22 protein-coding genes and 1 pseudogene are annotated in these 23905 nt (G+C 72.0%); 6 read left to right on the top strand and 17 right to left on the bottom strand.

Annotated features, from left to right (window positions below):
• The first annotated feature begins 14 nt into the window (after positions 1–14).
• Positions 15–1406, top strand: coding sequence for an MFS transporter (locus tag ACCP09_RS20400; protein WP_433748934.1), 1392 nt, complete (start codon positions 15–17; stop codon positions 1404–1406).
• A 78-nt stretch (positions 1407–1484) separates the two neighbouring features.
• On the opposite strand, the gene ACCP09_RS20395 is transcribed toward ACCP09_RS20400, so the two are convergent.
• From ACCP09_RS20395 to ACCP09_RS20380, 4 genes are read right to left on the bottom strand one after another with little or no spacing between them, the layout of a single operon-like run.
• Entirely contained in the window at positions 1485–1835 is a 351-nt protein-coding gene (locus ACCP09_RS20395; RefSeq protein WP_433748931.1) for a DUF1636 family protein, read from the bottom strand.
• Positions 1836–1895: 60 nt separating this feature from the next.
• A complete protein-coding gene (locus ACCP09_RS20390) occupies positions 1896–3134 on the bottom strand; it encodes an amidohydrolase family protein (RefSeq protein WP_433748928.1) in 1239 nt (412 codons plus the stop codon).
• A gap of 29 nt (positions 3135–3163) precedes the next feature.
• On the bottom strand, positions 3164–3925 hold the full coding sequence (locus tag ACCP09_RS20385; protein WP_433748926.1) for an alpha/beta fold hydrolase: 762 nt from the start codon (positions 3923–3925) through the stop codon (positions 3164–3166).
• A gap of 11 nt (positions 3926–3936) precedes the next feature.
• A complete protein-coding gene (locus ACCP09_RS20380) occupies positions 3937–4821 on the bottom strand; it encodes a fumarylacetoacetate hydrolase family protein (protein ID WP_237338472.1) in 885 nt (294 codons plus the stop codon).
• Between the two features lie 133 nt (positions 4822–4954).
• Here ACCP09_RS20380 and ACCP09_RS20375 point away from each other — a divergent pair, with 133 nt between their 5' ends.
• Entirely contained in the window at positions 4955–5614 is a 660-nt protein-coding gene (locus ACCP09_RS20375; RefSeq protein ID WP_378336229.1) for a FadR/GntR family transcriptional regulator, read from the top strand.
• A gap of 239 nt (positions 5615–5853) precedes the next feature.
• Here the strand turns inward: ACCP09_RS20375 and ACCP09_RS20370 are convergent, their stop codons facing one another.
• The 13 genes from ACCP09_RS20370 to ACCP09_RS20310 form a co-directional block, all read right to left on the bottom strand.
• Positions 5854–6285 carry an ATP-binding protein gene (locus tag ACCP09_RS20370; protein ID WP_431908630.1) on the bottom strand — a complete coding sequence of 144 codons (432 nt, stop codon included), beginning with the start codon at positions 6283–6285 and terminating at the stop codon, positions 5854–5856.
• 254 nt (positions 6286–6539) lie between these two features.
• Positions 6540–8249 carry an FAD-dependent oxidoreductase gene (locus ACCP09_RS20365; RefSeq protein ID WP_433748920.1) on the bottom strand — a complete coding sequence of 570 codons (1710 nt, stop codon included), beginning with the start codon at positions 8247–8249 and terminating at the stop codon, positions 6540–6542.
• A 41-nt stretch (positions 8250–8290) separates the two neighbouring features.
• Positions 8291–9352, bottom strand: a complete 1062-nt coding sequence (locus ACCP09_RS20360) for an MSMEG_0565 family glycosyltransferase (protein WP_433748917.1) — start codon at positions 9350–9352, stop codon at positions 8291–8293.
• A complete protein-coding gene (locus ACCP09_RS20355) occupies positions 9349–10182 on the bottom strand; it encodes a carbon-nitrogen hydrolase family protein (RefSeq protein WP_027929428.1) in 834 nt (277 codons plus the stop codon). Before ACCP09_RS20355 ends, ACCP09_RS20360 begins: the two co-directional genes overlap by 4 nt.
• Positions 10183–10186: 4 nt before the next feature.
• The gene (locus ACCP09_RS20350) at positions 10187–11047 is read right to left on the bottom strand and encodes a carbon-nitrogen hydrolase family protein (RefSeq protein ID WP_433748913.1); all 861 of its coding nucleotides are present in this window, start codon (positions 11045–11047) and stop codon (positions 10187–10189) included.
• Positions 11044–12411 carry an MSMEG_0567/sll0787 family protein gene (locus ACCP09_RS20345; protein ID WP_123687350.1) on the bottom strand — a complete coding sequence of 456 codons (1368 nt, stop codon included), beginning with the start codon at positions 12409–12411 and terminating at the stop codon, positions 11044–11046. Before ACCP09_RS20345 ends, ACCP09_RS20350 begins: the two co-directional genes overlap by 4 nt.
• Before the next feature lie 4 nt (positions 12412–12415).
• Positions 12416–13477, bottom strand: a complete 1062-nt coding sequence (locus ACCP09_RS20340) for an MSMEG_0568 family radical SAM protein (protein WP_433748909.1) — start codon at positions 13475–13477, stop codon at positions 12416–12418.
• 31 nt (positions 13478–13508) lie between these two features.
• The gene (locus ACCP09_RS20335) at positions 13509–14021 is read right to left on the bottom strand and encodes an MSMEG_0572/Sll0783 family nitrogen starvation response protein (protein ID WP_017982569.1); all 513 of its coding nucleotides are present in this window, start codon (positions 14019–14021) and stop codon (positions 13509–13511) included.
• Positions 14022–14062: 41 nt separating this feature from the next.
• Positions 14063–14881 carry an amidohydrolase family protein gene (locus ACCP09_RS20330; protein ID WP_433748905.1) on the bottom strand — a complete coding sequence of 273 codons (819 nt, stop codon included), beginning with the start codon at positions 14879–14881 and terminating at the stop codon, positions 14063–14065.
• Positions 14881–16194 carry an MSMEG_0569 family flavin-dependent oxidoreductase gene (locus tag ACCP09_RS20325; RefSeq protein ID WP_433748902.1) on the bottom strand — a complete coding sequence of 438 codons (1314 nt, stop codon included), beginning with the start codon at positions 16192–16194 and terminating at the stop codon, positions 14881–14883. The genes ACCP09_RS20330 and ACCP09_RS20325 overlap by 1 nt, the downstream gene beginning before the upstream one ends.
• A complete protein-coding gene (locus tag ACCP09_RS20320; protein ID WP_084022524.1) occupies positions 16191–16484 on the bottom strand; it encodes an MSMEG_0570 family nitrogen starvation response protein in 294 nt (97 codons plus the stop codon). Before ACCP09_RS20320 ends, ACCP09_RS20325 begins: the two co-directional genes overlap by 4 nt.
• Positions 16485–16750: 266 nt before the next feature.
• Positions 16751–18268, bottom strand: a complete 1518-nt coding sequence (locus ACCP09_RS20315; RefSeq protein ID WP_433748899.1) for a DHA2 family efflux MFS transporter permease subunit — start codon at positions 18266–18268, stop codon at positions 16751–16753.
• Between the two features lie 93 nt (positions 18269–18361).
• The gene (locus ACCP09_RS20310) at positions 18362–19432 is read right to left on the bottom strand and encodes a 2,3-butanediol dehydrogenase (protein ID WP_433748896.1); all 1071 of its coding nucleotides are present in this window, start codon (positions 19430–19432) and stop codon (positions 18362–18364) included.
• Between the two features lie 113 nt (positions 19433–19545).
• On the opposite strand from ACCP09_RS20310, the gene ACCP09_RS20305 reads away from it, so the two are divergent.
• From ACCP09_RS20305 to ACCP09_RS20290, 4 genes and pseudogenes are all read left to right on the top strand, one after another.
• The gene (locus ACCP09_RS20305; RefSeq protein ID WP_027929437.1) at positions 19546–20013 is read left to right on the top strand and encodes a MarR family winged helix-turn-helix transcriptional regulator; all 468 of its coding nucleotides are present in this window, start codon (positions 19546–19548) and stop codon (positions 20011–20013) included.
• Positions 20014–20068: 55 nt separating this feature from the next.
• Positions 20069–22393, top strand: coding sequence for a molybdopterin oxidoreductase family protein (locus ACCP09_RS20300; protein WP_433748893.1), 2325 nt, complete (start codon positions 20069–20071; stop codon positions 22391–22393).
• On the top strand, positions 22390–22872 hold the full coding sequence (locus ACCP09_RS20295; protein WP_027929439.1) for a hypothetical protein: 483 nt from the start codon (positions 22390–22392) through the stop codon (positions 22870–22872). The genes ACCP09_RS20300 and ACCP09_RS20295 overlap by 4 nt, the downstream gene beginning before the upstream one ends.
• 126 nt (positions 22873–22998) lie before the next feature.
• Positions 22999–23905 (top strand): annotated as a pseudogene (locus ACCP09_RS20290) (DUF11 domain-containing protein); the annotation flags it as partial.

The following is a 23905-nucleotide window of genomic DNA, read 5'->3' as shown; positions in this document are numbered from 1 at the left end:
CGAAGGGAACCGCTATGAGCACTGCCCCCGAACCCAGGCAAACCTGGCAGGAGTTCCTCGATTCCGCCGGAGGCATGAGTCGCCGGCAACGTGTCGTCGTGCTGCTCACCTTTGTCGCGATGGTGACCGAAGGGCTCGACATCAGCATCGCCGGCTTCGTCTATCCCGAGATCGTCCGCGACTGGGGTACCTCGCTGGGTGCGATCACCGCCACGGTCACCTCCGGCGTGCTGGCAATGGCGATCGGCAGCGTGCTCGCCGGGCCGTTCGCGGACCGTTACGGCCGCAGGAGCACCGTCGTCGCCGGCATGGTCTTGTTCGGGACGACCACGGCGGCGATGGGGCTCGCGACGTCGATCGAGCCGTTGATGATCCTCCGCGTCGCCGCGTGTCTCGGTCTCGGTGGCACGGTCCCGGTCCTGCTGGCCGTCGTCGCCGACGCCGTTCCCAGCGGCCGCCGCGCGCAAATGGTGTCCTTGGCCTTCTGTGGCGTTGCCGTCGGCACTGTCGTGGGCGGGTTCCTGGCCTCGGCGATCATCCCGGTGTGGGGCTGGCCCGCTCTGCTGGTGTCCTGCGGTGTCGCTCCGCTCTGCCTGGTGCTGCCGATCGTGTTGCTGGTCCCGGATTCGCCCGGCGTGCTCCTCGCCCGAGGGCGTCCCGTAACGGAGGTCAGGCGGGCGCTGGCGAGGCTCGTACCCGGTCGCGATCTGTCCACTGTGTCTTTCGCGGCACCGGCCGGATCAGGATCACTCCGCCGCAACTCCGGCGTTGCCACCGTGCTGTCGCGGCGCCTCGTGCTCACCACCGTCCTGCTCTGGCTCGCCTTCTTCATCGGGCTGGGCGTTGCCTTCCTGATCCTCAACTACCTGCCGCTCATGGTCCGGCAGCAGAGCTTCGGCGCCGCGCAGACCGGAGTGATCATCGGCATGTTCGGCTGGGGAGCGTTCCTCGGCCAGGTGCTGGTCTCGTTCGCGCTCAAACGGCTCGACCGCTTCCTGGTCGTTGCGTCGCTGTGGGCGCTCGGCCTGGTCGGCATTTTCGCGGTCGCCGCCTTCACATTCGGGTTCACCGGCCTGCTGCTGATCGTCTTCGGGCTGGGTCTGTCGCTCGCGAGCGTCAGCGCCGTGCTGAACGCCATCGGAGCGCTCGCCTACCCGCCCGCCGCCCGGGCGACCGGCATGGGATGGGCGAACGGAGCAGGCCGGCTGGGGACACTGGCGAGCGGTCTTCTCGGCGGGCTCATGCTGACCGCCGGATGGACCATCGACATGATCTTTCTCGCCATGGGCGCGCCGGTCGCCGTCGGTATCGCCGCCGCACTCCTGCTCCGCGCCGACGATCGCCGTCGACGGCGTCGCGAAGCGGCACCGTCGGCCGTGCGGCGAACGGCGCGGACAGCTGAGTGAGTAACTAGTTCACCGAAATGAGAACCTCTGGCGAGCGGCGAGCGCGGGTTCGCCGCTGGGAACGAGGGCGCACCCGGCTCACGCGCGTGGTGCGCGTTTGACCGTGACGGAGCTGATCCGGGTTTCGAGGCCTGCGGGCACCGGCCATTCCGCGGGATCGCCACTGGGGCAGGCGTCGTGGGCGCGGGCTGCTTCCAGGATCGCCTCGGCGTCCCCGGGCGTCAGGCCGGCGAAGCGGACCCGGGTCTTGCCGGGGCCGTCCACGGCGACCACCCCGTCGCGAGGGCAACCGCCGAGGCACTGGACACTTCGGACGGTGATCCCGTCCGCGCCGGGGTGTGTGGCGAGCGCGGCGAGCAGCGCGTGGCCGAACTGGCCGGTGCGGTGGGTGTCGTAGCGGGGGCAGGTGCGGCAGACGAGCAGGGGCATCGTGTTCCTCGGGGCACGGTAACGGCCGCCCGGCGCGGTGCCGGGCGGCCGACGGGCTGATCACCGCTGGTCGGGGGTTTCCTTGTGGAACTTGCCGTCCTTCATGATGTAGTGCAGCTTGTCGTGGTCCTGCAGGACGGTGATGTCGGCGAGCGGGTCGCCGTCGACGAGGAGCAGATCGGCGAGGTAGCCGGGCTGGACCTTGCCGAGCTCGTGCGGCCGCAGCATGATCTCCCCGCCCAACGCGGTGGCGGCCAGGATCGCCTCCATCGGGGTGTATTCGAAGCGTTCGACGAAGTGCTGCAGGTCGCGGGCGTAGGTGCCGTGCGGCGTCCAGGCGAAGCCGTAGTCCCCACCGGGCAGGACGCGGATGCCGCGCCTGTGCATCTCGATCATCGCGGCGGTGGCCATCTCCAGTTCGCGCTTGTAGCCGGCGGCTTCGGCGGCTTCCTGGGGATAGCCGAAGTCGGCGGCCTCGTAGAGGGTGGCCACCAGCCAGTTCACGCCCGGTGCGACGAAGATCCAGTCCTTGGCCGACTCCAGCAGATCCATGCCTTCTTCGTCGGTGAAGCTGGCGTGGTAGACGATGTCGACGCCGTGCCGCACGCACATCTTGACGCTTTCGGCGCTGCGCGCGTGGGCGCAGACCCGCTTGCCGCGCCGGTGCGCTTCGGTGACCGCCGCGGCGACCTCCTCGTCGGACATGTAGGTGTCCTCGGCGCGCTGGGTGCCGGTGATCTCCTCGCCGGTCATGGACAGCTTGATCTGGTCGACGCCGATCTCGATCAGACGGCGCACCGCCTTGCGCATCTCTTCGGGGCCGTCGGCGAACCAGGTGATGCCCTTGACCAGTTCGCCCCCGGTGACGGCGATCTCCGGCCCGTTGGCCAGGTAGCGGGGGCCGGGGATGCGGCCGGCGTTGATGGCGTCGCGGCAGACCACGTCGAGGCGGTCCTTGGCGGAGGCGGCGCCGAGGCACATGGTGTAGCCGGAGTCGATGTAGGAGCGGGCGGACTCGATCGCGAAAAGCAGGTGCTCCTCGACCGGCAGGGCGGCCAGGCCGTCGAGGTCGCCGCTGTTGTTCCAGGTGAAGTGGGTGTGCGCGTCGCACAGGCCGGACATCAGCGTGCGGCCGCGGCCCTCGATCACCCGGGCGCCGTCCGCGGCGCCCGGCGCGGTCGCGCCGACCGAGACGATGCGGTCGTGGTCGACCAGGACGTCTCCCCGGTAGGGCTCGGCGCCGGTGGAGTCCAGAATGGACACGTCGCGGAACAGGGTCTTGTTCGCCGGGATGGACATGGGCTCTCCTCGTCGTTGAGGGGTTGGGATCAGAGGAACTTCTGCAGGAGGGCGGTGGTTTCGCGGGCGGCTTCCAGCGGCGTCCAGTGGCCCACGCCGGGCAGGACCTCGAGTGTGGCGTTGCCGTGCGCGGCGGCCAGGTTCTCGCTGACGGCGGGAGGACCGACCTTGTCGTCGGCGCCGGTGACCAGGAGCAGGGGGAGGTGCGCGGGCACCGGCCCCGGATCTTCCGCCCCGGCCAGCGCCTCGCAGTTGCGGGCGTAGCCTTCCGGGTCCTGGCGCATGACCAGCTCGCGCACGAACGCGGCGACCTCGGGCTTGTCCCGGCGGGTCGCCTCGGACAGGGCGTTGGCGACGACGCCGGGCGCCACGGCCGCGGTGCCCTGGGCGCGCAGGGTGGCCGCCCGGTCCCGCTGGGCTTGCCGTCCGGCTTCGGCGGGTTCGGCGACCGCGCCGAGCAGCGCGAGTGCGGACACCTTCGCGGGGTACCGGGAGGCGAGTTCGCGCGCGACCAGCGTGCCCATCGAGTGGCCCACGACCGCGGCCGTTTCGACGCCGAGCGCGTCGAGGACGGCGGCGAGGTCGTGGGCGTGCGTGGTGATGCTGATGCCGTCCCGCAGGCCGGAGCGGCCGGCCCCGGCGGAGTCGACGCGGATCACCCGGAAGCGTTCGGCCAGGGCGGCGGCCTGGACCTGGTAGAGGTTGGTCGTGCCGCCCAGGCCATGCACCATCAGCACCGCGGGGCCGTCGCCGTCGACCTCGACGGCCAGGTTCGCACCATTGACATTCATGTCGGTCTCCCTCACACGATCCGGTTGCGCAGGACACCGAGGCCGGTGATGGCGACCTCGACGACGTCCCCGCGGGACAGGAACTTCGGCGGCTCGAACCCGATGCCGACCCCGGCCGGGGTGCCGGTGGCGATGATGTCGCCGGGCAGCAGCGTGATGCCCGCCGACAGGGTGGCGATCAGGTCCGGGATGTCGAAGATCAGGTCCTTGACCAGCGCCAGCTGGCGGTTCTCGCCGTTGACCGTGGTCTCCAGCTCGAGCGCGGTGACGTCGGGGACCTCGTCGGCGCTGACGGCGTACGGGCCCATCGGGCAGTGCGTGTCCAGCGACTTGCCCAGCAGCCACTGTTTGTGATCGCGCTGCAGATCCCGCGCGGTGACGTCGTTGACGATGGTGTATCCCCACACGTGCTCGAAGGCTCGCTCCCGGCTGATGCCGCGGCCGCCCCGGCCGATGACGACCGCGAGCTCACCCTCGTAGTCCAGTTCGGAGGTGACCCCGGGGTGCGATTGGACGTCGTCGTAGGGGCCGGTCACCGACGTGGTGGCCTTGGAGAACAGGATGGGTTTGTCGGGCAGCGCCTCGGAGCGGCCCGGCGTGTCGTACCCGCTGCGGCCGAACTCCGCGACGTGTTCCCGGTAGTTCTTCCCGACGCAGAACACGTTGCGGCGGGGCGCCGGGATCGGCGCGCGCAGCCGCACCGAGTCCAGCGGCGTTCCTGGTTGCTCGGAGGCCTGCCGGGCCAGGACGGGCCCGAGTTCGTCCCAGTTCTCCACGACTTCGAGCACTCCGGCGCCGTCGGGCAGAACCCCGCTGACGTCGTGGACCAGGCCGGACGCGGTGTCCACCACGCCGACCCGGTCCGTTCCCGCCGAGGTGAACGTCACCAGCTTCATGTGTGACCAATCTGAACCAATCGAAACCAATGTTGCTGGTGTCAGACCATACGGGCTTCGACGGAGGCTGTCGACTGCGAGTTTGTCGTTGGCTCATTGGTCTCGATTGGTCAGGCGGTGGTAAGGTTGGTCCATGACGACGGTGGAGCAGTCCCTGCGTGCCCTGGTCGCGGAAGGCGCCCGGGACGGCACGCTGGGCCCCGGTGCGAAACTGCCGACCGAACGGGACCTGGTGGCGCGGCTGTCGGCCCCGCGCAGCGCGGTCCGGCGCGCGCTGGAAGCGCTCGAACGCGACGGCTTGGTGAGCCGGCACGTCGGGCGGGGGACCTTCCTCACCGACGCTGTGACCGCGGCCGCCGACGCGCCGTCGGACACCAGCCCCGCCGAGATCATGCAGGTCCGGCAGTTGCTGGAGCCGCAGGTCGCCATGGTCGCCGCCCGGGTGGCCACCCAGGCCGACCTCGCCCGCATCGGTGAGGTCCTGGACGCCGGTGGCGCGGCGGAGGACTTCGAGGGTTTCGAACGCTCCGACGCGCTGCTGCACCGCTCCATCGCCGTGGCCGCGCACAACGGCCTGCTGATGACGATGTTCGACGTCATGAACACCGCGCGCTCGCTGCCGGTGTGGGGAAGCCTCAAACGCCGCACCTCGACGCCCGAACTGCGCCGCTGCTACCACCGCGAGCACAGCGACATCGTGGAAGCCCTCCGCGACCGCGATCCCGACGGCGCCGCCGACGCGATGCGCGCCCACCTCCAGCACGTCAGCGACACCCTGCTCGGCCGCGGCTGACCGTTCGGGACGAGCAGCGCGGCGAGGGGCACGGGCAGGCAGTTCTCTCAGCGCGAGCGGTGGTGCGGTTCGCAAGCACCTGATCACCGATGGAGCCGTCGCTCACTCATGAGTTCCGGCCTCGCCGCGCCGGGCCGGGATCTGGCGTTGGTGTCCGCGGCCGACGCACGTGGGGCAGTCGGATACGCCGTTCAACGCGGCTTTCCTTGCGGGTAGCCACGACCTGCTGTTTCCGGCGTTCAGAGGCAGCGGTCCCAGGGGTAGACGGTGCAGTCGATCGTGCCCCATACCGTCTTGCCGCCGCCTGAGCGGGGCCGGCTGCCCCATGCGCTGCTCAGCTTGTCCACCATCGCCAGGCCACGCCCGCCGGCCACCCGCGGGTCACGCTCCCTCACAACCGTGGGTTGCTCGTCGCTGCCGTCGTCCACCTCGATCACGGTCCGGCACGGCTCGCGGAGCCGCCGGAGCCGCAGCTGGTGCGCACCACCAGCATGCTCGTAGGCGTTGCTCAGCAGCTCTGTGGCCACCAGCTGCACCGCGACCAGGTGGTCCTCGCCGAGATCGGACAACGCTCTCGCCGCCCACTGCCGTACCGCCACGAGGGGCGGCACTGTATCCGGTTCGAGGTCCAACGTCAGCGGCGGCTCGGCAGTCATCGGTCGCGTCGTCATCCCCACTCCGCCCTGTCTGCTCAAGGCGGTCGTTCGCGACTACCCTGCTGACCGACGGCCAAAACCGCAACTCAAGCGGGGGTTCGGGTCGAGCGGACGTTACTGGCAGCCACGCCGCGAACTTCTTCGTGCCGCCCGCCGTGCCCGCGGTTCGAGCACACTGCCGACCTCATCTCGGCGAGGCCACGGCGATCTTCCTCGTCAACCACGGCGTGGTGACGGTCGTCCCGACGCTGGAGGCTCCTGGACCCGGGTCAGGTCGCCGGTGCGGGGCGAGTTTCCTTCGCGCGTCCGCGGGGCTGCTGGGCGTTCGCCGCGAAGAGGCGGTGGAGGAGCTGGATCGCCACCGAGCCCTCGCCGACGGCGGAGGCCACGCGTTTCACCGAGCCGTGCCGGGCGTCGCCGGCGGCGAACACGCCGGGCATGCTCGTTTCGAGGAGCAGCGGGTTGCGCTGCAGTGGCCAGGTGCCGTCGCGGAGGTCCGATCCGGTGAGGACGAAGCCCTGGTCGTCCCGGTCGATCTCGGATGGCAGCCAGCGGGTGTGCGGCCGGGCGCCGATCATGATGAACAGCCCGTCCGCGCCGGTGGTTTCCTCGTCGCCGGTCGCGCGGTCGCGGAGCACGAGGTGGTCCAGCCGTCCGTCACCGCCGCCGCCGACGATTTCGGTTCCGGTGCGGACTTCCAGTCCGGGGGTCGCCGCGATCTCGCGCGTCAGGTACTGCGACATGCCTGCGTCCAGCGATGAGGCGCGGACCACGAGCGTGACGCTGCGGGCGTAGCGGGCGAGGTACAGGGCGGCCTGGCCGGCCGAGTTGCCGCCACCGAGGACGTACACGTCGCGGCCGGTCATGGCGGGCGCTTCCGAGGACGGCGGGCCGTAGAAGACCCCGGCGCCGCTGAGGGCTTCCAGCGCCGGCACTCCGAGCTGGTGGTAGCTCGCGCCGGTGGCCAGGAGGACCGCGCGGGTCCGCACCCGGGCGTCGCCGGACAGGGTGACGACCAGCTCGCCGCCCGCGCGCTCCACAGCGCGGGCCTGCCGCATGAACGCGAACTTCGCGCCGAAGACCCACGCCTGGTCGTAGGCCTGCTGGGCGAGGCGGCGGCCGCTGACGCCGCGGGGGAACCCGAGGTAGTTGCGGATCAGTGAGCTGGAGGTCGCCTGGCCGCCGAGCCCGCCCTCGTCGACGACCAGCGTGCTGAACCCCTCCGACGCGCCGTACACGGCCGCGGACAGCCCGGCCGGCCCGGCGCCCACGATGACCAGGTCGAACTCCATCCGCTCGGGGCTCACCGGCGAGCCTGAGGCCAACGCCAGCTCGGTGTTGCTCGGGTCGGTGAGGACGGTGCCGTCGGGGAAGAGGACGACCGGCAGCCGGATCCCGTCGCCCACCGTGGCCAGGCGTGCCCGGCCCTCGTCGGAGTCGGCCAGGCAGAACGAGTGCGGGATCGCGCAGCGGCCGAGGGCCTGGCGCAGCTCGTAGGCCCGCCCGGACCAGGTCTCCCCGATGACGTGGATGGTGTAGGGCGAGGTCCGCCGCGACTCGGCCCAGTCCAGCAGCGAACTCGAGATCGCTTGGTGGAACGCCTCGTCCGGGGTGGCCATCGGCCGCAGGACGTAGTGGTCGATGAGCCCGCGGGCGATCGAGGTGTAGATCGCTTCGCCGGTTTCGCGGTCGCCCCAGTCGCCCCACGCGATCAGCAGCCCGCGTTTCGCGTGCGGGTGGAGGCGACGGGTGCGGTCCAGCAGCTCGCTGCCGGTCATCCCGGGCAGCCACTGGCCGGCGAGGACGAGCGCGACCTCATCGCCCGCGCCGGCGAGTTCCTCGAGGACAGCCAGCGCCTTCTGGGGCGAGGACAGGCACACGATCCGGTAGTGCCGGGCGTAGCGCTCCCGCAGCTCCCGCTCGACATCCCCGAGTACGTCCGCATTCCCGTCGACGGCGACGAGCACTGCGCCGGACATGCCGACGACTGTAACCGCTTGTTGGCCGCCTGGAAACGGCCTCAGTCCGCCAGCAGCCCCCGGTACAGCGTCAGGTGTGCCCGCGCCGCGGCGCCCCAGTCGTAGGACGCCGCGAGCTGACGGCCGGCTTCCCGTAGGCGCTCCGGGTCAGCCAGCGCGGCTCGCATCTGGTCGGCCAGCCCGGCGGGGTCGGTGGCGAACCGGGCGGCGCCGTCGAACACTTCGCGCAGCACGGGCAGCTCGCGGGTGACCACCGGAACTCCGGCGGCCAGCGCCTCCATCGCGGCGAGGCCGAAGCCCTCTTTGGTCGAGGGGAAGGCGAACACGTCCGCCGCGGCGACCAGGGACGGCAGCGCGTCGTGCGCGACCGGGCCCAGCACCACCGGCTCCACGCCCAGCTCGGCGGCCCGCTTCTCCCACGCCGTCCGGTAGTCGCGGTAGTCGAACAGGGTCTCGCCGCCCGCGATCACCAGCCGCACATCCGGGTCGGTCTCGCGCAGCAGCGCGTAGGCCTCCAGCAGGTCCAGCGAACCCTTGCGTGGCTCGATCCCGCCCACCGACAGCACGAAACGACCCGACCACGCCGGATCCGGCGCGGCACTGGCGAACCGCTCGTAGTCGACGCCGTTCGGGATCACCGTCGCCTCGACGCCCCAGCCCTCGCGCAGCTCCCCGGCCACCGCGGCGGACACGCAGACGTGCGCGTACGGGCGGCGGATCGCGCGTTCGTGGCAGGCTGCCAGCTCCGGCGTGGTGAAGTGGTCGATGTGGTGCACCGTGCGCAGGACCCGCTCGACCGCGTTGGCGCTGATGCAGTCCTGGGCGTGCACGATGTCGTAGCCGCCCGGGTCGAACGCCGCGCGCAGTACCTCGATCGAGCGCAGGATCCGCGGCCCGACGCCCTCGCCCTCGACCTCCGGGAACGGCACGATCCGCACGCTCACCGCCGGGTCGACCGGGCGGAAGAACCTGCTGTCCCCGCCGCGGCCCAGCGACCACACGGTCACCTCCGCGCCCTCGGCCGCCAGCGCCTCGGCCAGTGCCAGCGTGTGCACGACCCCGCCGCGCGGCTTCGTCGAGTAGCTGAGCAGGGCGATCCTCACGTGCGGCTCCAGTAGGCGTCGGGTTTGCGCTCGGCCAGGTGGTGCAGCACCCGCCGGGCGGTGGCGACCTCGCCGGCGACGTCGACCTCGGCGATCGCGATGCCGGCCTTGCTCCAGGTGCGGGCCAGGATGTCGCCGCCCGGCCCGACCACCTTGGCCTGGCCCAGGAAGCGCATCCCGCCCATCGCGCCGGTCTGGTTCGACGAGGCCAGCACCACCTGGTTCTCCGCCGCGCGCGCCTGGTCGTAGAGGTCGAACAACCGGGCCTGCCGGTCTTGCGACATGCGGGGCGCGCGGTTGGTGATGCTGGTGGGCCACGCCGACAGGCAGGCCAGGATCTCGGCGCCGTCGAGGGCGAGGCTGCGCGCCGATTCGGGGAACGTCTTGTCGTAGTCGATGAGCATGCCCAGCCGCCCCACCGGCGAGTCGAACGCGGCGAAGGAGGTGCCTGCCGAGTAGGCGGCGACCTCGCCGGGCGGCTGGTGCACCTTGCGATGCCGGCCGAGCACGCCGTCGCCGGTGACGCACACCGCCGCGTTGTAGCGCTGCTCGCCGTCGGCCTCGCAGTACCCGACGCACACCACCATGTCCGCGGCGAGCGCGGCGATCTTGCGCAGGTGCACATCGTCCGGGGCGAGCGCGGGCGGCAGCGCGCCGGGGTCCGGGTGGCGCAGGTCGGCGAGGTACCCGCCGAGCGCGGCGTCCGGCAGCACCAGCAGCGCCACCCCCGAGGAGCGGGCGTGCTCGATGAGCGTGGCGATGCGCTGCAGGTCGAAGTCGAGGTCGCGGCCGAAGTGCGCGGCCACGGCTCCGATGCGGATGGTCCCCATCGCGTCAGTATCGCGCCGCGGCGAGTTCCTCCTCGCCGCCGGCCAGCGCCGGGTAGGCCGCCGGCCGCCGGTCCCGCAGGTGGCCCATCGACCGGCGCGCGGTCTCCAGCGCCTGCCGCACGTCCAGCTCGGCGACCGCGATGCCTTCGGCGACGCCGGTGCCGGCCAGGATCTCGCCGCCCGGGTCGACGACCTTGGCGCTGGCGACGAACCGCAGGTCGCCGAACACGCCGGACTGGTTGGCCGACAGCCACACGATCTGGTTTTCCAGCGCTCGTGCCTGGTCGAACAGGTCGAAGCGGCGTTTCCACCGGTCCTGCGCGAGGTCCGCCGAGGGGTTGGTGCGGCTGCCCGGCCACGCCGACACGCACACGCCGATCTCGGCGCCGTCCAGGGCGAGGCTGCGCGCGGACTCGGGGAACGCCTTGTCGTAGCAGATGAGCATGCCCAGCCGCCCGACCGGCGTGTCGAACGCCGCGAACCCGTCGCCGGCGCGGTAGGTGGCGTCCTCCGACAGCGGCTGGTGCACTTTGCGGTGGTTGCCCAGCACGCCGTCACCGGTCACGCACACGACGCTGTTGTAGAGCCGTCCTTCGGCGTGCTCGCAGTAGCCCGCGGTCACCACCATGTCCCCGGCGAGCGCGGCCAGCCGCTTGATCTCCGGGCCGTCCACTTCCAGGGGTGGTGGCCCGTCGGCTCCGCCGTCGAGGTTGGCCAGGTAGCCGCCGAGGCAGGCCTCGGGCAGGGCGAGCAGACCGACGCCGTCCGCGCGGGCGGTGGCGATCAGGGCGGCGATGCGGTCGAAATCGCGCTCCAGGTCGCGGTCGAACGGTGCCGCGACCGCGGCCATCCGCAGGGTGCTCATGAGGTCCCCAATCCGGTCACCCCGGCCGCGATGGCCTGGGTCTGTTCTCCGTCCGGCCAGCGCAGCGCGACGCCGCGCCCGGCCACCAGCTCACCGCACCCGGCGCTCACCGCCGGTCCGGCGTCCAGCTCTGCCGGCCCGGTGGTGAGCATCGCGAAGCCGGGGAAGCAGGTGAGCCAGTCGCCGATGCTCGTGCCGCGGGGCCGCGGCACGGCGGCCACGTCGAGGACAGCGCCGCAGCCGCTGGCCTCGGCGAGCATGCCGAGCGTTCCGGCGATGCCCGCCATCGACACGTCCTTGGCCGCCGCGGGCCGTGCCCGGGCGACGGCGGTCAGCATGGCGCGCAGTTCCGGTGTGCGCCGGGAGGTCGTGGAATCCCACTGCCGTCCGGCGTATCCGGGCCGCCACCGTCCGCCGAGGTCGGCGGTGAGCCGCACCTGCTGCCCGGGCCGTCCACCACCGCCGGGCACCGGGAAGTCCGTCCGCCCCAAGGCGGTCACGGCGAGCGAGGCGGGCACCCCGAGTTGCGTGTGGCCGCCGAGCACGGGCACGCCGTAGGCCTGGCTCGCCCGGCGCAGCCCGCCGAGCACGCGGCTGGCGAACGACGCGTCCCGCGCGCCGAGCGCGTCCAGCAGCCCGGCCGGTTCGGCGCCCATCGCGGCGAGGTCGTTGACGTTGACCAGCACCGAGCACCAGCCGGCCCAGTCCGGGTCGCGCTCCACCATGGACGGCAGGATCGCGTCGCACGCCGCCACCACGTCGCTGCCCGGCACCGGAACCCCGTCGTCGCCGACGAAACCGGGCACGCCGGTCAGCCCGGACAGCAGCGGCCCGAGGTCGCTCTTGGTCGCCCGGGCCAGCGCGGCGATGCGGCCGATCGGGTATCGCATCAGCACGTGCGGCGTCCCGGCGACCGTCACCGGCCGGACTCGGTCCCAGCCCAGCCGGGTGAACAGACTCTCGTTGCGGGCCTGCACGGTGGCTTCGAACCGCAGCACCCCGGCGTTCTCGGCGTGCGCGCACGCGGCTCGCACCAGTGCCGGGCCGACCCGGCCCCGGCACGCGGGGTGCACCACGAGCCGCCCGCCGAGCCACCAGCCGATGTCCTCGGCGGTGGCCGGGCCGAGCCGGACACCGCCGATGACCGTGCCCTCCCGGTCGCGGGCGACGAGGACGACGGTGCGCGGGTCGTCGTCACGGTCGTCGAGGTCGTGCCCCTCGAACAACCCTTGCTCGTGCACGAACACCTCGGTGCGCAGGGCGCGGTAGGCGCGCACCGCGGCCGCGTCGGCCGGTTCGACGTGGAAGGCGGGACGGCGGGCCAGTGTCGCCGAGTCGCCCAGCAGGGCCAGCACGTCAGGCATCACGTCAGGCACCCGCCGCGCTCAGCACGCCACACGCCCCGCAGGCCGCGCACCCGGCTTCCTGGTCCGCGCCGCGCATGTCCGCCTCCCGCAACAACTTCGCGACCCGCTCGCTCACGTCACGCACCAGCGACGCGGGCGGGCCGGGCACGCCGTCTCGCCGCGCGAGGGTGCCGGCCATCGGCCGCATCGGCACCACGAACGGGTACACGCCCCGCTCGATCAGCCGCGCCGCGCCGTCGACCAGTTCGTCCGGGTCCTCGCCGAGGCCGATCAGCAGGTAGGTGGAGACCTTGTTGCGGCCGAACACCCGCACCGCCTCGTCCCACGCGGCCTCGTACTCGGGCAGCGGCACCGACCCCTTGCCCGGCATCCACCGTCGCCGGACCTCGTCGTCCAGCGACTCCACGTGGATGCCGATCGAGGTCGCGCCCGCCGCGCGCAGGTCGGCGATCACGGACAGCTCGCCGGGCGGTTCGATCTGCACCTGCACCGGCAGGCCCGGGACCGCATTGAGGACCGCCTTGACGCAGCGGACGAGGTGCCGGGCGCCGCGGTCCGGGCCCGCCGTGGTGCCGGTGGTCATCACCATCTGCCGCACCCCGTCGAGCCGGACCGCGGCCTCGGCGACCTCGGCCAGCTGCGCCGGTGTCTTCGCCGCGACGGTGTCCCCGGCCTTGAGCGATTCCTCGATGGTGCAGAACCGGCAGCGCTGATCCTCGGCGTAGCGGATGCACGTCTGCACGACGGTCGTGGCGAGCACGTCCCGCCCGTGCAGCAGCGCGATCTTGCGGTACGGCACGCCGTCCGCGGTGGTCAGGTCGTAGAACTTCGGGCGGGACACCGGTTCCACGGTGAGCCCGAGGTCGATCCGTCCCTTGTAGACGCGGCCGTCGCGCAGGGTGTAGGGGCTGTCCGGGTTCAGCGGCAGCGCCGCGTTCGCACCGTCGACGACGAGGTGCCCGTCGTCGCTCGGGCCGGCGCCCTTGCTGCGCCGCACGGGCGCGTCCCAGCGCACCCCGTGCACCGCGAGGTCGGTCCGGGCGTCCAGGTTGTCGGTCTTCACGCGCACTGCCTCCTCTTCCGTCAGCCCGGGGTCACCACATGTAGGTCGAGTTGATGATCGCCCCCTTGCGGGCGTAGTGGATGAGCGCGTCCTGCACGTCCAGCGGATGCGTCGGGATGACGCCCTCGATCAGGTCCTCCTCCCGCAGCCCGTGCAGGGACAGGCCGAAGCGGCAGCAGTAGACCTTGCCGCCCTCCTTGATGAACGTCTTGAGCTGGTCGTTGATGTTGTGCTCGCCGGGGAACGCGGAGTTGCCGGTGGTCGGGAAACCGCGGGTGGCCATGGCGTTCATCGAGCCGGGGCCGTAGAAGTAGATGGCGGATTCGAAGCCCTTGCGCAGCGCGCGGGTGGCCTGCAGGATCGCCACGAAACTCACCGACGACTCGTGCGCGATGCCGTGCACGAGCGTGAAGTACGACTGGCCGGGCTCGGCCTGGTAGTCCGGGAACACCTTGGTGCCGCCGTAGATGCTGGAGCCCTCCGGCAGCGACGGGTGCGGGATCTCGTTGAGGCTCTGCTGCTCGGTCTCGGTCAGCTCGGACACGATGAATCTCCTTGTTGTTGCGGGGTTGCCACGGGTGCGGATCACCCGTAGAGCTTGTCGAAGGTGCCGCGGAACACCAGGTCCGCGAGTTCGCCGTCACCGGCCGCGGCGGCCAGCCGGGCGTACTCGCCCGCTTGGTCGCCCCACGGCTCGTCGCTGGCGAAGAGGATCCGGTCGCCGCCGATGCCGCGGCGGTCGACCTCGGCGGCCAGCCAGCGCGGCGCGAAGCCGATCGCCCAGGACAGGTCGGTGTAGACCTGCTTGCCCGCCGCGATCCAGTCGAAGAACCGGCTGCCCACGAGCTTGATGTGGCCGCTCATGCCGCCGCCGAAGTGCACCAGGTGCACCTTGACGTCGTCGCCGTAGTGCTCGACCAGCGTGCCGACCTCGTCGATGTCGGAGGCCGCGCCGGGCGAGGTGTGCACGTGGACGACCAGGTCGTGCTCGCGGGCGGTGGCGAAGATCCGGTCCAGGCCGGGGCGGCAGGCCGGGTCGGTGGGGCGGCCGCCGAGCAGGAAGCTCAGCTTCAGCGCCCGGACACCCGGCTCGGCGGCCAGGCTCAGGGCCTTCGCCGTGCGGTCGGCGTCGCGGTCCAGCGGGGACACCCACAGCCCGGCGCGGATCCGGTCGTCCCGCTGGGCCGCTTCGACGCAGAGTTCGTTGAAGGAAAAGGCGATCTCCGGGTCGGGCACCCCGTAGTTGGGGATGACCAGCGCGCGCTCGGTGCCTTCGGCGTCGAGGTCGGCGATCAGCTCGTCGATGGTGGCGCGGGCGCCCAGGTCCGGGTGCACGGCGGGTCCACCGTAGAACGGGTAGGCGGGCAGCACGCCGAGGTGGCGGTGCGCGTCGTTGACGGGCATCAGGCCACCGTCCGGGGCGCGGTCCAGTACTCGTCGGCCGGGTAGGTGCTCTCCGGGGTGCCCGCGATCCAGTGCAGCCCGTCGGTGCGGCGGCTGGTGGAGGCAATGTGCGCGGCCAGGTACTCCGCGTCGTCGGCGACGCCGCAGAACCGGCCGGAACCCCACGTGTGCTGCCACGGCAGGCCGATGAAGTACAGGCCGGGGCAGCTGGTGACGCCGCGCTCGTGGGTGGGGTAGCCGCGGCCGTCGAACACCGGCACCTCGATCCAGCGGTGGTCGCGGCCGAATCCGGTGCTCCACACGACGGAGGTGATTCCGCTGCTGGCGAGGTCCAGTTCGGACGGTTCGGTGTCCGGCTGCCACACCGGGACGTACCGGTCCTCGTGGGGCGCGTCGATGGCGTGGGCGGTGATCCAGGTGTCGATGGAGTCCTTGATGCCTTCGGAGACGGCGTCGGCGGCGTCGAGGTTGTGGCTCAGGTCCTGGGCGAAGGTCAGCCGCCCGCCGTTGATTCCGGTGAGCCGGCCGTAGAGTCGCATGCCGTCGCGGGCGAAGGCGCGCAGGTCGATGTCGCGCCCGCCGTCGCGGCCGGTGACGTAGTGGTTGGCGCGGAAGCGGACGGCGTCGGCGTCGGCGAACTCGTCGATGCCGCGCCGGTAGTAGCCCATGTCGTCCAGCCAGGCCACGACGTCGCGGCCCCGGTAGCGGCGGGCCACGCGCGGCGCGCTGCCCACGGCCAGGTGCACGCGGCGGCCGGCCAGGTGCAGGTCTTCGGCGATCTGGCAGCCGGACTGGCCGGTGCCGACGACGAGCACCTCACCCGGCGGTAGTTGTTCGGGGTTGCGGTAGTCCGCGGAGTGGACCTGCACCACGTCCGAGGGCAGCCGTTCGGCCATCCGCGGGATCAGCGGCACCTGGTAGGGGCCGGTGGCGAGTACGACGTGGTCGGCGGTGAGCTCACCCTCCGATGTGGAGAGCTGGAACCCGCGTCCGGTGCGGCGCAGCCGGGTCGCCTCGATCCCTTCGATGAGCGGGAAGTCGAAGGCGTCCCGGTAGGCGCGCAGGTAGGCGACGATCTCGTCGCGCACCATGAACCCGTCGGGATCGTCGCCGGGGTAGGGGAACCCGGGCAGGCGGCACTGCCAGTTCGGGGTGACCAGGCAGAACGAGTCCCAGCGGCGGTCGGCCCACTCGTGGCCCGCGGTGTCGCGCTCCAGCACGACGTGGTCGATGCCGCGGGCGGACAGGCAGTGGCTCGCCGACAGGCCGGCCTGACCGCCGCCGACCACGACGACCGTGTGGTGGCCGTTCATCGCTCGAACCCCTCGACCACGACCCGGCCGTCGTCGAACGACTTCGCGCGGGCCTCGATGTCGGCCAGCTGGGCCGCGGCCTGCGCGCAGCCGAACCCGTAGATGCGGCGCACGCGCTCCGAGGCCTGGTTCAGCGCGGTGCGGCTGCGGTCGACGAACTCGGCGACCGGGTAGCTGTCCCCGGGGACGAAGAACTCCTCCACGACCGTGGAGGGCGAGTAGCATTGCTGAACGGAGGCGTCGGGCCAACGAACGCGAAAGACAATCTCCGGCACGGGTTTCCTCCCCATCTGCGGCGATGGGAGTAGTTCACCGGCCCGCGATGTCGGGGGCGTTGCATCCGGAACACCGGCTCGTTTCGGAACCAGGCTTTTGTTGCCAACGGGTTTCGCAGGTGGCGGATGCCGTTGTGCCGGGGGGTGAGTCCTGTCTGGCGTGGGGGAGCGAGCACGCCTGGGGTGCCGAGCCGGATCGGCTGGCCGCCTGGTGCGGGGGAGCGGCGGTCACGGACTACGCCGGGTCAAGCCGATGGTGGGCAGCGGCGAACGGGGGCGGTTCAGGCGCCGGGCGTCATCGGGCTTGCGCTCACGCTTCGGCGGGGGTGGCGGGGCAGCAGGAGCGCGGGGACGATCAGCGCCGCGGTCATGCCGAACGCCACCCAGAACGCGAAACCGAACGACTCGGCCAGGATCGGGGCCACCGTCGCCCTCACGGCGGGCGGCATCGAGGTGATCTGGTTCGCCCCGGCGCCGACCGCTGGGATGCCGCGCGCGGTGAGTTCGCCGGTGAGGTGCTGGGTCAGCGCGGTCACGAGCAGCGCGCTGCCCAGCGACGCCCCGATCTGCTGGATCGCCGACAGCGTCGGCGCGGCACGGGACACGGCGCGCGGGTCGAGCTGCGCGTACGCGGCGGCGAACGTCGGCATCATCACCGAACCCAGCCCCAGGCCACGCACGAACAGCACCGCGCTCAGCCACCCGTACGAGGTGCCGGTCCCGAGCATGCCCAGCGGCGCGGTCCCGAGCAGCGCGAGCACGATGCCCACCGGCACGACGAAGCCCGCCCCGACCCGGTCGGTCAGCCTGCCGGCGAGCGGCATCGCCACCATCGCGCCGAGTCCCTGCGGGGCGAGCAGCAGGCCCGCGGCCAGGGCGCCTTCACCCCGCACGGTCTGGTAGTACAGCGGCAGCAGGAGCAGGCCGCCGAACAGCGCGACGGCCACGAGGAAGATCGTCACCGTGCCGGCGGTGAAGTACCGGTCGGTGAACAGCCGCACGTCGATCAGCGAGGCGGGCCCCCGGGCAAGGCTGTGCCACGTGTACAGCGCGAGTCCGGCGCCACCGGCGATGAGCCAGGCGAGCACGCTCCAGTGCCCGAAACCGCCCTGGGAGCTGGCCCGCGACAGGCCGTAGAGCAGCACGACGAGGCTCCCGGACAGCAGGACGAGACCGCGCACGTCGATCCGGCCGGGGTGCTCCGCCTCGCCGCCCCCGGGCAGCTTCCACACCGCCAGCGCGACCGCGCACGCCGCCACCGGCACGTTGACGAGGAAGATCCAGTGCCAGCTGGTGTACTCGACCAGCAGGCCGCCGAGCACCGGGCCGAAGACCGGCCCGAGCAGCATCGGCACCCCGAGGATCGCCATCGCCCGCCCCAGCCGCGCCGGCCCGGCGGCCCGCGTGATGATCGTCTGCCCGCCCGGCAGGAGCATGCCGCCACCGAGACCCTGCACGACGCGGAACGCGATCAGGCTCTCGATCGACCAGGCGCTCGCGCACAGGGCCGAACCCGCGGCGAACAACACCACCGACAAGATCCACACCGGTTTGGTCCCGAACCGGTCCACGGCCCACCCGGTGAGCGGGATGACCAGCCCCACCGCCAGCAGGTACCCGGTCACGATCCACTGGGCCGTGGACAGGCTCGCGCCGAGCTGGCGGCTCACGGTCCCCAGCGCGACGTTGACGATCGTGGTGTCGAACACGACCATGATGAGCCCGCACACGACCACGAGCCCGGTGACGACGACCTCGCGATCGAGCTTCTCCGCACGCGCGGTGGTGGAGGGATCCATGATGGCTCCCGCATGCTGGTAAGGACGGTCCGCGACGAAGCTCCAAGCTACGCCCGCACCGGCCCGCGTGCGAAGCGGTTTCCGCCCGCTACATCAGGCGAGCTGCTCCCGGGGTGAGACGAGGATCTTGACGTTGTCCTCCTTGTTGTCGATCAGCTCCCGGAACCCGCCGTCGACCAGGTCGTCGAGCGTGATCCGGCCGGTGATGAACTGCGACGCGTCGACCTTGCCCTCGCGCAGCAGCGCGATGGTGCCTGCGTGGTCGCCGCAGTAGGCCAGCGAGCCGACCAGGTTGATCTCGCTCATCACCAGGTCGTTGACCGCCACCCGCGGCACGTGGCCCCAGATCGCGACGTTGACCACGGTCCCGCCGGGGCGCACCGACGAGATCGCCGACGCCAGGACCGCGTCGATGCCGGCGCATTCGAACGCCACGTCGGCCCCCGCGCCGTCGGTCAGGTCCCGGATCGCCTCGGTCGCGTCGTCGGTCGTGGGGTCGATGACGACGTCCGCGCCCGCGGGTCCGGCCTTCGACTTGCGGGCGGCGGCCGGTTCCACCACGATCACCCGGCCGGCGCCGCGGGCCTTGAGCGCGGCGGCGGTGACGAGACCGATCGGGCCCGCGCCGTACACGGCCGCGGTGCCGCCCTCGCGGATCCCGGACAGCCGCACCGCGTGGTAGCCCACGGCCAGTGGTTCGACCAGGGCGCCGATGTCGGTGGGCAGGTCGCCGAGCTGGTGGATCCAGCGCTGGTCGACCACGCACCGTTCGGCGAAGCCGCCTTCGTTGCCGGACAGGCCGATGAAGCCGAGGTTCCGGCAGATGTTGTAGCGCCCGGCCTGGCAGGCGGCGCACTTGCCGCACACGTGGTAGGGCTCGACGGCCACACGGTCGCCTTCGGCGATGCCGGTGACGCCCGGCCCGACCGCGGACACCACGCCCGCGAACTCGTGGCCCATCACCACGGGCAGCCCGACCCCGGTGAGCGGGTGCGGTGAGCCGGCCGGCGGGATGAAGATCGGGCCCTCCAGGTATTCGTGCAGGTCGGTGCCGCAGATGCCGCACCAGTCGACCGAGACCTCCACCTGTCCTGGCCCCACCCTCGGGTCGGGCACCTCGTCGATCCGGATGTCGCCGGGACCGTGGAACCGTGCGGCTTTCATGGGACCTCCTCGTCGCCGAACCGTGTGGTCGAGGGTGACGTGGCGGCGACGGCGCGGCCAGGGTTGCAACGAGTTGCACCGCCCGCCGGGCAAACGTCCCGTACGGTGATTGCGTGACGCAAACGAACGCGGTGACGACGGAGACGGACGCCGCCCTCGCCGTGCTGCGGTCGATGGTCGGCATCGCCGACGCGACGGTCGAGCGGGGGACCGCGGGGCTGACCCTGACTCAGTTCCGGGCACTGCGCGTGGTCGCCGAGCGCACCCCGGTCACGATGCGGCGGGTGGCCGTCGAGCTGGGCCTGAACCCGTCGTCGGTGACCCGCGCCTGTGACCGCCTGGAGGCGGCCAAGCTGCTGCAACGCGCCGCGAACCCGTTGAACAGGCGGGAGATCCTGCTCGCGCCGACGGCACGTGGACGCAGGCTGGTCGACCGCGTCGACCACGACCGCAGGTCCGTCCTGGCCGACGTGCTCGACCGGATGGAACCCCGGGCGCGGGAGCAGCTGGCGCGCGTGTTCGGCGCGTTCGCCGACGCCGCCGAGGCCGCCCTCCACCCCGGCGCCGACACCGCCCGATGATTGCGCTGCGCAACCAACGTGGTTTTCCCGCCGGGGGAGCGGGTACCCGGGCCGGGTGCGACGAGACGCGATCGCCGATCCGTGGGGCGCCCGCACGCCCTACGGACCGGGACAGTCCTGGCCCGTGCGGGTCGATTCCCAGCTCGCCGACGGCCTGACCGAGGACGACGTCGACCGGTGGGTCCCGACGGCGGCGGTCCTGCACTCCAACGGCGACGGCCTCGAACTGGCCGTCAAGGACGGCCGCCTCGTCGGCGTCCGCGGCCGCGCCGAAGACCGGGTCAACCGCGGCCGCGTCGACCCGAAGGACCTCTACGGCTGGCAGGCCAACGCCTCGCCGGACCGGCTCACCACCCCGCTGGTCCGCCGGGACGGGCGGCTCGTCGAGGCGAGCTGGGACGAGGCGATGGGCCTGGTCGCCGACCGCAGCCGGGCCCTGCTGGACGAGCGCGGCCCCAGCTCGATCGGCTTCTACACCAGCGGCCAGCTCTTCTGCGAGGAGTACTACACGCTCGCCGCGATCGCGCACGGCGCCATCGGCACCAACCACCTCGACGGCAACACCCGCCTGTGCACCGCGACCGCGGCCGCCGCGCTCAAGGAGACCTTCGGCTGCGACGGTCAGCCCGGCTCCTACACCGACGTCGACCACGCCGACGTCATCGCCCTCTACGGCCACAACGTCGCCGAGACGCAGAGCGTGCTGTGGAGCCGGATGCTCGACCGGCTCGCCGGGCCGAACCCGCCGTCGCTGTTGTGCGTCGACCCGCGGGACACCCCGGTCGCGCGGGCGGCCACCGTGCACCTGGCGCCCCTGCCGGGCACGAACCTGGCCCTGATGAACGCGTTGCTGCACGAGATCATCGCCCGCGACTGGGTCGACCACGACTACGTGGACCGGTGCACCGTGGGCTTCGACCAGCTCGCCGCGCTCGTCGCGGACTACCCGCCCGAACGCGCGGCCGAGATCTGCCGAGTCCCGGCCGCGCGCATCCGGGAGGCCGCGGCTCTGCTGGGCGGCGCACAGCGCCTGCTGTCCACCGTGCTGCAGGGCTTCTACCAGTCCCACCAGGCCACCGCCGCGGCCGTGCAGGTGAACAACATCAACCTGGTCCGCGGCATGCTCGGCCGCCCCGGGTGCGGGGTCCTGCAGATGAACGGGCAGCCCACGGCCGAGAACACCCGCGAATGCGGCGCCGACGGCGACCTCACCGGGTTCCGCAACTGGGCCAACGACGCGCACGTCGCCGAACTGGCGGACCTGTGGAACCTCGAGGTGAAGCAGATCCCGCACTACGCCCCGCCGACGCACGCGATGCAAATCTTCCGCTACGCCGAGAACGGCAGCCTGCGCCTGCTGTGGGTGTCGGCCACCAACCCCGCGGTGTCGCTGCCCGACCTCGCGCGCATCCGGTCCATCCTGTCCCAGGACCGGTTGTTCCTCGTGGTCCAGGACGTCTTCCTGACCGAGACCGCCGAGCTGGCCGACGTGGTGCTGCCCGCGGCGATGTGGGGCGAGAAGACGGGCGTGTTCACCAACGCCGACCGCACCGTGCACCTGTCGGAGAAGGCCGTCGACCCGCCCGGGCAGGCGCGGCCGGACCTGGACATCTTCCTCGACTACGCCAGGCGCATGGACTTCCGCGACCGCGACGGGCAGCCGTTCCCGTCCTGGCACGACGCGGAGACGGCGTTCGAGGCGTGGAAGCGGGCCAGCGCCGGACGGCCCTGCGACTACACCGGGCTCAGCTACGGCAAGCTGCGTCAGCGCGCGATCCAGTGGCCGTGCGACGCCGAACACCCCGACGGCACCGAACGGCTCTACGCCGACGGGAAGTTCTTCGCCCAGCCCGGCTACTGCGAGGACTACGGGCGCGACCTGGTCACCGGCGCGCCCGCCGACCAGAACGAGTACCGCGCGTTCAACCCGGACGGCAAGGCCATGTTCAAGGCGGCGGAGTACGTGCCGCCGCACGAGATGCCGTCCGCGGAGCACCCGTTCGCGTTGATCACCGGGCGGACGATCTACCAGTTCCACACCCGCACCAAGACCGGCCGGGTGCCGCAACTGCGCGACGCGGCTCCCGAGGTGTGGGTCGAGATGTCCGAACAGGACGCGAAGGCGCACGATCTGTCCGAAGGGGACATCGCCGAGATCACCACACCACGCGGCGCGGTCCGCGCCCGGGTGCGGATCCGCGGCATCCGGGACGGGGTGCTGTTCCTGCCGTTCCACTACGGGTACTGGGACACCGGCGACCAGTCCGGACGGCACCGGGCGGCCAACGAGCTCACGATCACCGACTGGGACCCGGTGTCCAAGCAGCCGCTGTTCAAGACCGCGGCGGCCGCGATCCGGCGCGTGGAGGGGGCCCGATGAAGATCGCCCTCGCCCTGCGGGAACTGCACCGCGCCGAGAAGGCGCTGGTGCGTGACCTGCTCAAGGTGTCCGACCGGCACCACGCCGAGCCCGAGATCCACCACGTGGCCCGCGATCTGGCCCGCTGGTCCCGCGACCACGTCCGGGCGCTGGCCGACGCCGGCCGCCCCTACGGCCTGGACCTGGGCGCCGAGGTCGCCGAGCGGTCGGGCCCGCTGGCGCCGGTGCGCACCGCGGTGAGCGAGATGCTGAGCACGCGGCCCGAGCCGGGGGTGCTGTTGCTGGCCGACCTGCGCCGGTTGCACCGCGCGTGTGCCGGGGTGTCGCTGGACTGGGAACTGCTGGCGCAGGGAGCGCAGGCCATCAAGGACGACGACCTGCAGGCCCTGGCGAGCCGCTGCCACCCGCATACGCTGCGCCAGCTGAAGTGGACCAACGCGATGCTCAAGCAGCTGTCCCCGCAGGTGCTGGCCGGTTGAGCCGCCAGAGCTAGCCGGCTGTTGCCGGCGCGGGGGTCCCCCGGGCTGACTACCCGCGTCAGATCTCGCCGTGGGATTCCGTCTCCATTGGTCACCGACCGGTGACATCGACTGATGGAGAAACGGATGTCGCAGGAATCAAACACGCTGAGGCGTGCCGTCGCCCGCGTCGGCGGTGCGCTGTCGGCCGCTGGGCTGGCGGCACTGACCATGGTTGGTGGCGCGTCCCCGGCTTCGGCCGCGGATGCGCCGGTCGGCTGTGGTTACGGCACCGGCGGGCCGAGTGCTTCCACCCTGTGCTGGCTCGACATGAGCGCCTACAACAACACCCAGGCCAGCTCCGCCGCGGGCCAGAACATGAAAGTCACCCTGCCCGGCGGCTACACGATGACGTTCAACATCGTGAACCGGCCCGCTGGCGGCCCGGCGGTGCCGGTGGCCGCCTTCGCCGTGCCAACCAACGGCACGGCATCGGCTATGGGCAACAGGGTCTACAAGAACATCCCGGGCAAGCCCGCGCTGTACACCAGGGTCAGCGGCGCCAACACGCTGACCCTGCGCGACATCGTGGTCACGGACTCGGGCGGCGCGCGCGTGAGTGGTTACGCGCTGGTGGGCGCCGACGCCGAGAACACCGGGGCCGAAAGCATCACCTGGAATTCGAACCAGCCGATCAACCAGGTCGCCTCGGTTCCCGGAACGCAGGGCTGCCAGGCAAGCACCGCCACCGGTTTCGGCACCAACACCGTGACCTGCACGGGCACCGGGGGAGCCAACACGACCTGGGGCACGCTCGTGGTCAACTCGGTCGGCGCGACCACCTTCTCCCAGACCCTGCGGTCGAACGCGGGCATCGAGGCCGTCGCGTTCGCGGTGCAGACCTCGAAGCTGACGCTGAACAAGCAGGTCACCGACCGACGCCAGGCGAACGACTCGTTCGACATCTCGGTGACCTCGCCGGAGGGCACGACCGTGGGCACGGCCGGCACCGGGTTGTCGAACACCGCCACCACCGGCGCGCTGACCGTCCTGC

This window comes from Amycolatopsis sp. 3B14 (genome assembly GCF_050958625.1).
Lineage (GTDB): Bacteria > Actinomycetota > Actinomycetes > Mycobacteriales > Pseudonocardiaceae > Amycolatopsis_E > Amycolatopsis_E thermoflava.
This window is presented reverse-complemented; position numbering and strand designations above follow the sequence as displayed.